This window comes from Rhodococcus sp. NPDC055112, from assembly GCF_053607505.1.
This window is the reverse complement of sequence record NZ_JBSGTR010000011.1, coordinates 60,386-74,266: the sequence shown is the minus strand read 5'-3', so window position 1 is coordinate 74,266 and position 13,881 is coordinate 60,386. Positions and strand designations below refer to the sequence as shown.

The following is a 13,881-nucleotide window of genomic DNA, read 5'->3' as shown; positions in this document are numbered from 1 at the left end:
CCGCGCCGGGGCGACCGGCCAACCCAGTTCGCCGCGAGCGCGGACACCGAGTCCTCCCCCGGTCGGCACTCTGAAATACCCCGGGCTGCTGGCAGAATCGGCAGGGTGGTCAGGCCAGCGGGTTCCAGCGCATCGCCGGCAGTCGGTCGCGCCCTCGACATCCTGGTGCGGCTCGCGCAGCGCCCGGGTCCGGTGCAGGCGTCCGCCCTCGCCCGCGACCTCAACCTGCCGCGTTCGTCGGTCTACCACATCCTGTCGGTGCTGGTGGAGCGCGGCTTCGTGGTCTACGTGCCCGGCGAGCAGGCGTACGGGCTCGGGGTGACGTCGTTCGAGATCGGCTCGGCATACCTGCGCCACGAGCCGCTCGAGCGGCTCGCGCAACCGATCCTGCACCGACTGGCCATGCAGCTCGGACAGGCCGTGCACCTGGGGATCCTGCACGGCAACGAGACCGTCTACCTGCTCAAGGAACGTCCCACCTCCGGCCCGGCGGCCGAGGTCTCGCTGATCACCGACATCGGCGTACGACTGCCCGCGCACCTGACCGCCAACGGCCGCGCCATCCTGGCCGCCCTGCCCGACGCGCAGGTCAAGGCGCTGTACTCCCGGCGCGGCGACTTCATCACGCGCACCGGGCTCGGTCCGCGGACGCTGACCGAACTGCGCCGCACGCTGACGGAGGCCCGCTCGCGGGGCTGGGCCGAGGAGGTGGACCTGGTCACGACAGGACTGCGGTCGGTCGGCACCGCGGTCTTCGATCACAACGGCAGGCCGGTGGCGGCGCTGAGCACCACCTGGCGCAAACAGTTGGCCTACCCCGAGCCGGACGCCGTTGGTCAGACCCTGCTGGGCGGCGCGGAGCGGCTCACCTCCCACATCTCGGGCCACGCCCCCACTCCCCACTGAGTGGGCAAGCGCCAAGAATTCGATCCTTGTGAGGCAGTTCACAGAGTTGTATAGTCCTGTATATACAACTGCTGCCGCATGAGGAGAAGCCGACGATGACGCAGGCCTGGGACGACGACTTCCGCGACCGGATGGCGGATCCGGTATTGGCGAAGTCCTACCTCGAATCCCTGCCGGAGGCGTACAAACACGACTTCGACCCCGCACGCGCCGCGGCGGACGTCACCCGAATCGAGGCGCTGCGGACCGACTCGTTCGAGGTGGCCCTGCACCCGCCGACGGGCGCGGCACGGGGCCAACTGCGCCTCACGCTCTACATCGACGGGGAAGCCGTCTCGCTCAGCCGCATCCTCCCCGTGATCCAGTCCCTCGGCGTCGAGGTGCTCGACGAGCGCCCCTATCCGATGGCCGACTCGGCAGGAAGTCCGTGCTGGATCTACGACTTCGGTCTCGCCCTCGACGTCGATCCCGCTCCGTCCGACACCGGCATGGCGGCCCGTTTCACCGAGGCCTTCGCCGCCGCGTGGCGTGGCGACGCCGAGGTCGACACGTTCAATCATCTGGTACTGCGCGCGGGGCTGACGTGGCGGCAGGCGTCGATGCTGCGCACGTACGCAAAATACCTGCGCCAGGCTGGTTTTCCGTACAGCCAGGTGAGGATCGCGGAGGTTCTCTCCGCGCACCCCGAGTCGGCCCGGCTGTTGGTCGAGCTGTTCGTGGCCCGCTTCGACCCGGCGGCGAACGACGAGGCGAGGGAGAACGAGTTGATCGGCCGCCTCGACGAGGCGCTCGGCACCGTGGTCAGCCTCGACGAGGATCGCATCCTGCGGGCGTTCACGAACCTCATCCGAAACACCCTGCGGACCAACTATTTCGCCCGTGGCGCCACCTCCCCGCTGATCTCGGTCAAGTTCGATCCGCAGAAGATCGACGAACTCCCCCAGCCCCGACCACGATTCGAGATCTACGTCTGCTCACCGCGAGTCGAAGGCGTCCACCTGCGGTTCGGCACCGTCGCCCGCGGCGGCCTCCGATGGTCCGACCGCAAGGAGGACTTCCGCACCGAGGTGCTCGGACTGGTGAAGGCGCAGGCGGTGAAGAACGCGGTCATCGTGCCGGTCGGCGCCAAGGGCGGGTTCGTCGTGAAACAACCGCCAGCACCGACGGGCGTCGACGCGACCGACCGCGAGGCACACCTGGCCGAGGGCATCGCGTGCTACCGGCAGTTCATCGCCGCCCTGCTCGACGTCACCGACAACATCGACTCGGCCACCGGCTCGGTCGTTCCCGCCCGCGACGTGGTCCGCCATGACGCGGACGACACCTACCTCGTCGTCGCCGCGGACAAGGGCACCGCCACCTTCTCCGACATCGCCAACGACGTCGCCGCCGGGTACGGCTTCTGGCTCGGCGACGCTTTCGCGTCAGGAGGGTCGGTCGGCTACGACCACAAGGCGATGGGCATCACCGCGCGCGGCGCGTGGGAGAGCGTCCAGCGTCATTTCCGTGAGATGGGCCGCGACACCCAGAGCGAGGACTTCACGGTCGTCGGCATCGGCGACATGAGCGGCGACGTGTTCGGCAACGGCATGCTGCTCAGCGAGCACATCAGACTGGTGGCGGCCTTCGACCACCGTCACGTCTTCCTCGACCCGGCACCGGACGCGGCGACGTCGTTCGCGGAACGCACTCGACTGTTCGGCCTTCCCCGCTCGTCCTGGGCGGACTACGCCCCCGGGCTGATCAGCCCCGGCGGCGGGGTGTGGGCGCGCTCGGTGAAGTCGGTCCCGATCAGCCCCGAGGTGCGGGGCGCGCTCGGTCTCGCCGATGGCGTCACCGCGCTCGCTCCCGCCGACCTGATCGGGGCGATCCTGCGCGCCCCGGTGGACCTGGTGTGGAACGGCGGCGTCGGCACCTACGTCAAGGCCTCGACCGAATCCCACGCCGAGGTGGGCGACAAGGCCAACGACGGGGTCCGCGTGGACGCGTGCGACCTGCGAACCCGCGTCGTCGCGGAGGGCGGGAACCTGGGACTGACGCCCGTCGGCCGCATCGAGTTCGCCCGCGCCGGGGGCCGCATCAACACGGACGCGTTGGACAACTCGGCAGGCGTGGACTGCTCCGACCGCGAGGTCAACATCAAGATCCTGCTCGCGGGCATGGTCGCGTCGGGCCACCTCGCCGCCGGTGAGCGGGACGCGCTGATGCGCTCGATGACCGACGAGGTGAGCCGACTCGTCCTGGCGGACAATCGCTCCCAGAACCGGATCCTCGGAGTGAGCCGGTCAACAGCTCCCGCGATGCTCGGCGTGCACGCCCGGATGATCGCCGAACTGGAGAACGATCGCGGCCTGGTCCGCGCGCTCGAGGCGTTGCCCGACAAGCGCGAACTGTCCCGGCGCGCGCAGGACGGCCAGGGCCTGACCTCTCCGGAGCTCGCCACCCTCATGGCGCACGTCAAGCTCGCCGTCAAGGACGAGCTGCTGGCGGGCGACCTTCCGGACGATCCGGCGTTGCACGACCACCTGCGCGCGTACTTCCCCGATGCCCTGCGGCAACGATTCGGCGACCACCTCGACTCGCACCGGCTGCGCCGCGAGATCGTCGCGACGATGCTGACGAACGACGTGATCGACCACGGTGGACTGACTTTCGCGTTCCGCCTGGCCGAGGACTCGGCGGCCATCGGGTCCGATGCCGTGCGGGCCCATGTCGTCGCGGCCAGGATCTTCGACCTGAACCGGCTGTGGGCGGACATCGCCGAGAGCGGGCTGCCGACCGACATCACCGATGCCCTGGTGGTCGACACCCAGCGGGTGCTCGACCGGGCCTCGCGCTGGCTGCTGGCCAACCGGCCGCAGCCCCTCGACATCGGCGCCGAGGTCGACCGGTTCGCGCCGCGACTCGCCCGGCACGCACACCTGGTCCCGGACTGGCTTCGCGGACAGGAGCTTGCCGACCTGCACGCACGGGTCGCCGCGTCGGTCGACGCCGGTGTCCCGCACGATCTCGCGGCCCGCGTTCACCTGCTGCTCGACCAGTTCGGCCTGCTCGACATCATCGAGGTGGCCGACGTCAGCGGCCGCGAGGTGCCGGAGGTAGCGGAGCTGTACTACGCGCTGAGCCAGCATCTCGGCGCCGTACATCTGCTGCAGTCGGTGTCGAGGCTGGCCTACGACAACCGATGGAACTCCCTTGCCCGCCTTGCGATGCGGGACGAGTTGTACGGCTCCCTGCGTGCGCTGTGCCTGGACCTGCTCGGAAACCCGGCGAGCGCGGGAGAGTCCGCTGCCGAGATGATCGGGCGGTGGGAGGAGCGGAACTCCACTCGAATCCTGCGGGCGCGATCGACTCTCGACGCGATCTTCGAGAACTCGTCCGTCGACGTCGCGGCCATGTCCGTTGCCGTGCGCCAGATCCGGAGTCTGGTCGGGAGCGTCTGAGCCGGTCCCGGTCGGGCGACCGACCGGGGCTCACCGCGCCCGGACCGGATTCACTGCGTCTCGAAGGTGCCCTCGAGCCGGTAGCGGGAGCCGGGGTGTACCAGTCGAGCGGTGCTCACCAGCCGGCCCTCGGACCAGGTGCGCCGATGGATCAGCAGGCACGGCTCGGCCTCGCCGATCCCCAGCAGCCGGCACTCGTCGGCGGTCGCGAGCACAGACTCGACCACGTGCTCGCCCCGGCCGAGCGGCGCGACCGACATCAGGTAGTTGTTGGGTGTCTGAGCGGTGAAGTCCTGGTCGAGGTATTCGGGTGCGATCTCCGGACTGACGTGCCGGTCCTCGACCTGGATTGCCAGATCGTCCTCGAAATGCACCAGCCGCGAATGGAACACCGGGCTCCCGTCCGGCACCCCCAACTGGTGCGCGATGATCGCTTCGGCAGGCTCGGCGCGGAGTAGGTCCACCTCGCTGCGATGCCGGTGCCCCCTGTGCATCACCTCGTCGGCGATGTTGCGCACCTCGAAAAGCGCTGAGCTGACCTTTCTTTCGGCGACGAATGTACCGACACCCATCAGCCGTACGACCAGCCCGTCCGCGCTCAGTTCGCGCAACGCCCGGTTGACGGTCATCCGCGACAACCCAAGGGAGTTGACGAGCTGGTTCTCCGACGGCAGCTGGTCTCCCTCAGGCCAGCGGCCCGACACGATCTGCTCCGCGATGAGATTTTTGACCCGTTGATATGCGGGCGCAGATTCGTGCCCGCGGGCCCGGTAGAGCGACGCCACGTCGGACTCGTCGATCGCCACCCTCGTCACCGTCCACATCCCGCCCGTTCGAGGGCATCTCGTTTCCGCCCAGTCTATCGGCCCGCTGCTCGCTGCCGGACCGGACTCGCCAACGGCAACGTGTCTCGTATCCGAGAATTCTGAAAGGAGGCACTGTTCCGCGTCGCACCGAGCCTGTGTCATGGGGGTCACACAACATCGTCAGGAGACCCGAGATGACCAACCACTCCCCCACCGGACCCCGGCCCGTTCGGGCACCCCGCGGCCCCGAGCTGACCTGCCTCGGCTGGCAGCAGGAGGGCGCCCTGCGCATGCTGATGAACAACCTCGACCCCGAGGTTGCCGAGCGCCCCGACGATCTGGTCGTCTACGGCGGAACCGGACGGGCCACGCGCAGCTGGGAGGCCTATGACGCCATCGTCCGCACGCTGCAGACGCTGAAGTCCGACGAGACGATGCTCGTGCAGTCCGGCAAGCCGGTCGGGGTCTTCCGCACCAACGAATGGGCACCGCGGGTCCTGCTCGCCAACTCCAACCTGGTCGGCGACTGGGCCAACTGGGAGCACTTCCGCAAGCTCGAGGCCGAGGGCCTGATGATGTACGGCCAGATGACGGCCGGCTCGTGGATCTACATCGGCAGCCAGGGCATCCTGCAGGGCACCTACGAGACATTCGGCGCCGTGGCGCGCAAGAGGTTCGGAGGGACCCTCGCCGGGACCATCACCCTGACCGGGGGTGTTGGCGGCATGGGCGGGGCCCAGCCGCTTGCGGTCACCATGAACGACGGTGTCGCCATCTGCGTCGACGTCGACCCGTCCCGCATCGATCGCCGGATCGCGCACGGCTACCTCGACACCAAGGCCGAGAGCATCGACGCCGCCCTCGCGCTGGCCATCGAGATGCGCGACGCCCGCAAGCCGCTGTCCATCGGCCTGGTCGGCAACGCCGCCGAGGTCTTCCCGGCCCTGCTCACGATGGGCGCCCCGATCGACATCGTCACCGACCAGACGTCCGCCCACGATCCGCTGTCGTACCTGCCGGTCGGGATCGCGCTCGAGGACTGGCACGCGATGGCCGAGAAGGACCCCGAGCACTTCACCCTCGAGGCCCAGAAGTCGATGGCCGCGCACGTCGAGGCGATGGTCGGGTTCATGGACGCGGGCGCCGAGGTCTTCGACTACGGCAACTCGATCCGTGACGAGGCCCGAAAGGGCGGCTACGACCGGGCATTCGAGTTCCCCGGGTTCGTTCCCGCCTACATCCGCCCGCTCTTCGAGGAGGGCCTCGGCCCGTTCCGCTGGGCCGCCCTCTCCGGCGACCCCAAGGACATCGAGGCCACCGACAAGGCGATCCTCGAGCTCTTCCCCGAGAACGAACACCTCAAGCGCTGGATCACCATGGCGGGCGAGAAGGTTCACTTCGAGGGCCTGCCCGCCCGCATCTGCTGGCTCGGGTACGGCGACCGCCACAAGGCCGGACTGAAGTTCAACGAGATGGTCGCCTCCGGGGAACTCTCCGCGCCGCTCGCCATCGGCCGCGACCACCTCGACTCCGGATCGGTCGCCTCGCCGTACCGGGAGACCGAGGCCATGGCCGACGGTTCCGACGCCGTCGCCGACTGGCCGCTGCTCAACGCCCTCGTCAACACCGCCTCAGGCGCGTCCTGGGTGTCCATCCACCACGGCGGCGGTGTCGGGATGGGCCGCTCCATCCACGCCGGTCAGGTGTGCATCGCGGACGGCAGCGAGATGGCCGCGCAGAAGCTGGAGCGGGTGCTCACCAACGACCCGGGCATGGGCGTCATCCGGCACGCCGACGCCGGGTACGAGCACGCGACGCAGGTCGCGGCCGAGCGTGGCGTTCGCATCCCGATGCAGGAGGCGTAACCGTGTACGACGCACCCGGGCAGGACGGTCGGTGGACGGTCATCGACAACATCGGCACCCTGGTCACCAATGATCCCGAGACCGGTGCCGGCCCCCTCGGCCTGATCCACGACGCCGCGGTGGTCATGGGAGATGGGCTCGTCCAGTGGGTGGGCCCCCGTTCCCGGATCCCGGAGGGCAGTGCCGGGTCGCGGTACGACCTGCGTGGCCGGGCTGCCCTGCCCGGGTTCGTCGACAGCCACGCCCACCTCGTCTTCGGCGGCGAACGGGCCGAGGAATTCGCGGCACGGATGACCGGCGCCCCGTACGGAGCCGGCGGCATCCGCACCACCATCGCCGCCACGAGGGCCGCCTCGGACGCCGAACTCGGCGCGAACGTGGCCCGGCTCGTCGCCGAGTCCCTGCACTCGGGCACCACCACGATCGAGACGAAATCCGGTTACGGGCAGTCGGTCCCCGACGAGTTGCGCAGCCTCGAGGTCGCCTCCGCACACACCGCGGAGAGGACCCTGCTCGCCGCGCACGTCACGCCGCCGGAGTTCGCGGGTCGTAGCGACGACTACGTGCGGATGGTGGTCGAGGAGATGGTCCCCAAGTGTGCGCCGCACGCGAAGTGGATCGACGTGTTCTGCGAGGAGGGCGCGTTCGACGCCGACCAGTCGCGGGCCGTCCTCGAGGCAGGCATCGCCGCCGGGCTCACCCCACGGGTGCACGGCAACCAGCTCAGCTACGGCGCAGGCGTCCAACTGGCGGTCGAGCTGAACGCCGCGTCCGTCGACCACGTCACCTACACCACCGACGCCGACGTCGAGGCGCTGGCGGCGAGCGACACCGTCGCCACGCTGCTGCCCGGCGCCGACTTCTCCACGCGCAACAAGTATCCCGACGCCCGCGCCCTGCTCGATGCAGGCGTCACCGTCGCGCTGGCCGCGGACTGCAATCCCGGCACCTGCTACACCACCAGCATCCCGTTCTGCATCGCGCTTGCGGTGCGCGAGATGCACATGAGCCCCGACGAGGCCGTGTGGGCGGCGACGGCCGGCGGTGCCGCGGCGTTGCAGCGCACCGACATCGGGCACATCCGGGTCGGCGCGCGCGCCGATCTGATCGCGCTGGACGCCCCGTCCCACCTGCACCTGGCCTACCGGCCGGGGGTGGCGCTGGTGCGTGAGGTCTGGAAGGACGGGTACCGACGATGACCACGGTGGTGGACCTCGCCCCCACTGCCTGGTCGGGACGCGACGACGGACCCGGCGACGAACACCTGCGCTGGCACGGCGCCGTCGCTCCGCTCGAGGGCCGAACCGATTCCGGTGCAGGCGTTCTCATCGGGTTCCGCAGCGACGAGGGGGTGCGCCGCAACAAGGGTCGTCCCGGCGCCGCCGACGGCCCGGCCGCGCTGCGCCGGGCGCTCGCGTCGATGTCGCTCGCCGCCCCGGTGCGGGTTTTCGACGCGGGTGACGTCGAGGTCGTCGGCGAGGATCTCGAAGACGGTCAGGACCGGCTCGGTTCGGCCGTCACCGGCCTGCTCGACGCCGGGAGCCTCGTGGCCGTCCTCGGCGGCGGACACGAGGTGGCGTACGGCAGCTATCTCGGCATCGCGAACTCGGCGGCCGTCGCATCGGGCGCCCGCCTCGGCGTGCTCAACCTCGACGCACATTTCGACCTGCGCAGCGACGTGCGGCCGAGCTCCGGGACTCCGTTCCGGCAGATGGCCGACCGCGAAACCGCGCTGGGACGGGCCCTCGACTACGCGGTGCTCGGCATCTCGCAACCCAGCAACACCGCGGCGTTGTTCGCGACGGCGGCCGAGCTCGGAGTGCGCCACCTCCTCGACGACGACTGCACGGCGGCGAAGCTGCCTGCGGTGGAGTCGTTCCTCGAGGAGTTCCTCAGCGCGGTCGACGTCGTCTACCTGACGATCGACCTCGACGTGCTGCCGGCGGCGGTCGCCCCAGGGGTCAGCGCCCCGGCCGCGTTCGGTGTCCCGCTCGAGGTCATCCAGCGGGTGTGCGACCTGGTGGCGCGCAGCGGCAAGCTGAGGCTGTTCGACGTCGCGGAGCTGAACCCCGCTCTCGACGTGGACAACCGCACGGCACGGACCGCGGCCCGGCTGATCCACCGGATCGTCACCACCGCGATCGGTCATCGGGCCTAGCCCGATCCCCCACCGTCCCCGGCTCGACGCGTGCACCCCGCCGCCGCGTCGAGCCGGGGATTTCCAGTCGGCAGGCAGCGTCGGTAGCCGTCGCTCGGCGCACCCCTAGTGGTGCGCCCGGCGGATCCGGGAACGGATCACACACATAGGCGCCGCAGTGGTATCCCACTGCGGCGCCTACGTATTCGCGGTATTCCTGCCCTACGGCGATATCGAGATGATCGCGTAGCGCCCCGGTTCTACCGACGGCATCAACTCGCCGGGCGGCACGATCAGGGCGTCCTCGGTAGCGAGATCGAGACAGATCCGGACCGAACCGGAACGGTCGGGAATCTCCGTTGGCCCGATCTCCACCGTCATGCCGACCTCACCCCGCCTTGCCATGACGTTGAGGGCCCGTGTGCGAGACGATGCCCGCGATGTCGGCGCCCACTCCCCCGGGAACGCGAGAGTTTGCAGCGGCTCGACCACGTGGTGCACGACGGTGCCCACATCGATACCCTCCGGCGCTGCGGAGTAGGGCGGCCCGGCGAGTTCGAGGGACACCGAGCCGATGGGGACGATCAGTCGGTCGTATCCCTCGATGACCGAGAACCTCGACTCGGTCGGTTCCTCGGCGATACTCACCCGCCACCGGTCGGTCGCTGCGACCACCTGGGTGGTGCCTCGGCCGTTGAGCCAAGGCACCACCCTGCGGTCCGACGCCGTGGTACGGAACGACGTTGTCCCGTACTCGTTTTCACCAGAGGTCAGATTTCTCATTCGACGACAGCGAGCGGAGCGGATCAGCCGAGCTTGCCGATCACGGCCTCGGCGCTCTCGAGCAGCGCACCGGACGCGGCCAGCTGCACCGCGGCCTCGATCTCCGGCGCCAGGTAGCGGTCCGTGCCCGGCCCCTGAACCTGCTCACGGATGGTGTCGCGCACGGCAGCGGTCGCCGGCGAGGGCTCGAGCGGCGCCCGCAGGTCCAGACCACGGGCGGCGGTCAGAGCCTCGATGGCGAGCACCCGGGTGAGCCCGTCGACGGAGCGCCGCAACTTGCGGGCACCGGACCAGCCCATCGACACGTGGTCCTCCTGCATCGCCGAGGACGGGATCGAGTCGACGCTCGCGGGCGCGGCGAGCCGCTTGAGCTCGGAGACGATCGCGGCCTGGGTGTACTGCGCGATCATGTGCCCGCTGTCCACGCCGGGATCGTCCGCCAGGAACGGCGGCAGGCCGTGGTTGCGCGCCTTGTCGAGGAACCGGTCCGTGCGGCGCTCGCTCATGCTCGCGACGTCGGCGACGACGATCGCGAGGAAGTCGAGCACGTACGCCACCGGCGCCCCGTGGAAGTTGCCGTTGGACTCCACCCGGCCGTCGGGGGTCACCACCGGGTTGTCCACGGCGCTCGCCAGCTCGTACGACGCGATGAGCTCGGCGTGTGCGAGGGTGTCGCGCGCCCCGCCTGCGACCTGCGGCGCGCACCGCAGCGAGTAGGCGTCCTGCACCACGGTGCAGTCGGGGGTGGCGTGGCTGGCGACGATTCCGGAGCCGGCGAGCACCCGGCTCATGTTGGCGGCTGCCACCGCCTGACCGGGCTGCGGGCGCAGCGCCTGCAGGTCCGCGGCGAACACCTTGTCCGTGCCCATCAACCCCTCGACGCTCATCGCCGCGGTGACATCGGTCAGCGACAGCAGCTTGCGCAGGTCGTGGCAGGCCAGCACCAGCATGCCGAGCATGCCGTCGGTGCCGTTGATGAGGGCCAGGCCCTCCTTCTCCTTGAGCTCGACCGGCTCGATCCCGGCGGCGGCCAGCGCGTCGGCGGCGGGCATGAGCTCGCCGTCCGCGTCCCGCACGGTGCCCTCCCCGATCACGGCCAGCGCCACGTGCGAGAGCGGCGCCAGGTCACCCGAGCAGCCGAGGCTGCCGTATTCGTGCACCACCGGGGTGATGCCGGCCGACAGCAGCGACGCGTAGACCTGGGCCACCTCAGGACGCACGCCGGTCCGTCCGGTCGCCAGGGTGGACAGGCGCAGGAGCATCAGCGCCCGGACCACCTCGCGCTCCACCTCCGGACCGGATCCGGCGGCGTGGGAGCGGATGAGGCTGCGCTGCAACTGTGCCCGCAGCTCCAGCGGGATGTGCCGGGTGGCGAGCGCACCGAAACCGGTCGACACTCCGTACACCGGCTTCGGGTCCTCGGCGAGGGCCTGGATGCGGGCCCGGCTGGCCCCGATCGCCGCGAGCGCTTCCTCGGAGAGCCGCACCGGTGCGCCGAATCGTGCGACCCGCACCACCTCCTCCGGGCTCACCGCGCCGACCCCGACCACGACGGGCTCCAGCTTGTCCAGTGCTCGCGGCTCCGCGTGCGAGAGGGTGTTCGTGCTCATGGTTGTTCTCCGTTTCGAATGAGCGGTAAATCGAGAAGATTTCGGTCGGTCAGGGCAGCGGGAGCGCGACGGTGGTCTCCGGCGGCACCGGAACGGGTCGCGCCCACCGGCGGTAGGCGAGGGCGAGCAGTGCCAGCCACACCCCGCCGACGACAAGCGCGACGCGGGTGTCGGCGTCGAAGGCGAGCACCGCGATCACGAAGACCAGGAAGCCGATCGCGATCAGCTGCCCGTAGGGCCAGAACGGCACCGGGAACTTCAGCGCGGCGGCCTCGGCCGGATCCATCCGCTGCCGGGAGCGGTAGTGCGAAAGCAGGATCATCAGCCAGACGAAGATCGTGGCGAAGGTGGCGATGGAGGCGATGACCAGGAACACCTTGTCCGGGATCAGGTAGTTGAGCAGCGCTCCGAACAGCAGCGTGATCGTCATGATGACGACCGTCATCCAGGGCACCCCGTTGCGGGAGACCTGTCCCATCGCCGCGGGGGCCTGGCCGCGCTGGGCCATGCCGAACATCATCCGGCCCGCGCCGAAGATGTCGCTGTTGATCGCCGACAGGGCCGCGGTGATGACCACGATGTTCAGCACCGTGGCCGCCGGTCCGATGCCGAGGCCCTGGAAGATCTGCACGAAGGGACTGCCCTCGGATCCGATGCTCTGCCACGGGTTGATCGCCATGATGACGGCGAGGGTGAGCACGTAGAACAGGATGATGCGCACCGGGACGGTGTTGATCGCGCGGGGAATGGTGCGCTCCGGGTCCTCGGCCTCGCCCGCGGTGATGCCGATGATCTCGGTGCCACCGAAGGCGAACATGACGATCGCGAAGCAGCTGACGAAGCCGCCGAACCCGGTGGCGAAGAATCCGCCGTCGGACCAGAGGTTGCTCACTCCGGTGCCGGTGTCGTGGATCCCGAACCCGAAGATCAGGATCGCTATGCCGCCGCCGATCATCGCGACGATCGCGGCGATCTTGACCAGGGTGAACCAGAATTCCACCTCGCCGAAGACCTTGACGCTGAGGAGGTTGATCGCGCCGACGAAGAAGATGATGGACAGCACCCAGATCCACCGCGGCACGTCGGGGAACCAGAACCCCATGTAGACGCCGAAGGCGGTGACGTCGGCGAGGCACACCACGATCATTTCGAAGGTGTAGGTCCACCCGGTCATGAACCCGGCCAGCGGCCCGAGGTGCTTGCTCGCGTACTCGCCGAACGAGCCGGACACGGGATTGCTCACGGCCATCTCGCCGAGCGCGCGCAGCACGATGTAGATCGCCGCCCCACCGATGAGATAGGCGAGCAGCACCGACGGCCCCGCCCGATTGATCGCCTCCGCCGATCCGTAGAACAGCCCGGTCCCGATGGCCGAACCCAGCGCGATGAACCTGATGTGGCGTGCTGTCAGACCTCGGGTCAGCGCCGCGGCGGTGTCTTTCACAATCGATCTCCCTGGACTGTGCTGGGGTGATTCGGCCTGGCCGGCCCCTCGCACTGTGTGGCGAGTCACACCTTCGGGAGTATGTATAGTCCTGTATATACAGCTTCGTCAAGGTTCCTGCCGTCGCGGATTGTCCTGGACGTTGCGGTGGCACTCGCGGTCGCCGGTTTGCTCACCCCGGCAATCTTCTCTCTGGCTTCTCTCTGGCGGCGGCCACACCCAACACGGTCGACGATCTCCGACAGCCACCTAGCGGTGCCGTTGAACCAGGTGCTCGCCGAGCGAACGCTGGGCAGGGCCGCCCCGTCCGCCCCCCCTATCTCCATAACGGAATCAACGACGAACTCAGCACCATCGAGTCCGCAGACCGACTCGTCGACAAATACTGCCGGGCCGGAACCGCCGTCACCTACCAGCGCAATCCCTTCCCCAACGTGCTCTCGGCCCACACCGCACCGTGGGCCCCTTGGTACCTCCGCCTCACCGGCCTGGCTCCGCGCCCAGATCGACAATCCTTCGCCGGACCGCGCCTGCAGCACCCTAGGCGAATCCTGGCTGGTCTTGTGGTGTGAGCGACAAACAGAGGCAGGATGCAAGATCGCAACTTCCGCGATCTTCGTCCGAAGTTGATCTGTGCCGCGAGATCGAGCAGCCTCGGAGTGCCGGAGCATCCCCTCGGTTGTCAAGCTGCCCGGCTCCCTGCTTCCATTCGGGGCCGGCATTCTGGGCGTCGACTACTACTCGGGTGGATACTGCAGCTGATGTGGATCATGATCGCAATGGCAGTCGTGGGCGGGGGGGGGTTAGCGGAAACCGCCCCCGCCCCCCCGGGGGTTGTGCGGGCCCCTAACGGAAACCGTGTGCCGGTGGGGGGGTTGGGGGTGGGG

Annotated in this window: 9 protein-coding genes and 1 pseudogene; 5 read left to right on the top strand and 5 right to left on the bottom strand. The window is 69.3% G+C overall.

Annotated elements, in window-relative coordinates:
• The first annotated feature begins 105 nt into the window (after positions 1 to 105).
• Both ACWFRB_RS08400 and ACWFRB_RS08395 read left to right on the top strand, forming a co-directional pair.
• Complete coding sequence (locus ACWFRB_RS08400; protein ID WP_452640212.1) at positions 106 to 906, top strand: IclR family transcriptional regulator; 801 nt, start codon at positions 106 to 108, stop codon at positions 904 to 906.
• Positions 907 to 1,007: 101 nt separating this feature from the next.
• Positions 1,008 to 4,349 (top strand): annotated as a pseudogene (locus tag ACWFRB_RS08395) (NAD-glutamate dehydrogenase); the annotation flags it as partial.
• Positions 4,350 to 4,399: 50 nt separating this feature from the next.
• On the opposite strand, the gene hutC reads toward ACWFRB_RS08395, so the two are convergent.
• The gene (gene hutC / locus ACWFRB_RS08390) at positions 4,400 to 5,173 is read right to left on the bottom strand and encodes a histidine utilization repressor (protein ID WP_452640211.1); all 774 of its coding nucleotides are present in this window, start codon (positions 5,171 to 5,173) and stop codon (positions 4,400 to 4,402) included.
• A gap of 176 nt (positions 5,174 to 5,349) precedes the next feature.
• On the opposite strand from hutC, the gene hutU reads away from it, so the two are divergent.
• The 3 genes from hutU to hutG are packed head-to-tail and all read left to right on the top strand — an operon-like array spanning position 5,350 to position 9,178.
• Positions 5,350 to 7,020 carry a urocanate hydratase gene (gene hutU / locus ACWFRB_RS08385; protein ID WP_452640209.1) on the top strand — a complete coding sequence of 557 codons (1,671 nt, stop codon included), beginning with the start codon at positions 5,350 to 5,352 and terminating at the stop codon, positions 7,018 to 7,020.
• A 2-nt stretch (positions 7,021 to 7,022) separates the two neighbouring features.
• A complete protein-coding gene (gene hutI / locus ACWFRB_RS08380; RefSeq protein ID WP_452640208.1) occupies positions 7,023 to 8,219 on the top strand; it encodes an imidazolonepropionase in 1,197 nt (398 codons plus the stop codon).
• Positions 8,216 to 9,178, top strand: a complete 963-nt coding sequence (gene hutG / locus ACWFRB_RS08375) for a formimidoylglutamase (protein ID WP_452640206.1) — start codon at positions 8,216 to 8,218, stop codon at positions 9,176 to 9,178. The genes hutI and hutG overlap by 4 nt, the downstream gene beginning before the upstream one ends.
• A 201-nt stretch (positions 9,179 to 9,379) precedes the next feature.
• Here the strand turns inward: hutG and ACWFRB_RS08370 are convergent, their stop codons facing one another.
• The 4 genes from ACWFRB_RS08370 to ACWFRB_RS08355 form a co-directional block, all read right to left on the bottom strand.
• On the bottom strand, positions 9,380 to 9,868 hold the full coding sequence (locus ACWFRB_RS08370) for a HutD family protein (RefSeq protein ID WP_452640204.1): 489 nt from the start codon (positions 9,866 to 9,868) through the stop codon (positions 9,380 to 9,382).
• A 95-nt stretch (positions 9,869 to 9,963) separates the two neighbouring features.
• A complete protein-coding gene (hutH, locus tag ACWFRB_RS08365; RefSeq protein WP_452640203.1) occupies positions 9,964 to 11,550 on the bottom strand; it encodes a histidine ammonia-lyase in 1,587 nt (528 codons plus the stop codon).
• Between the two features lie 49 nt (positions 11,551 to 11,599).
• Positions 11,600 to 12,994, bottom strand: a complete 1,395-nt coding sequence (locus tag ACWFRB_RS08360) for an amino acid permease (protein WP_452640202.1) — start codon at positions 12,992 to 12,994, stop codon at positions 11,600 to 11,602.
• A 65-nt stretch (positions 12,995 to 13,059) separates the two neighbouring features.
• Complete coding sequence (locus ACWFRB_RS08355; RefSeq protein ID WP_452640201.1) at positions 13,060 to 13,443, bottom strand: hypothetical protein; 384 nt, start codon at positions 13,441 to 13,443, stop codon at positions 13,060 to 13,062.
• Positions 13,444 to 13,881 lie beyond the last annotated feature (438 nt).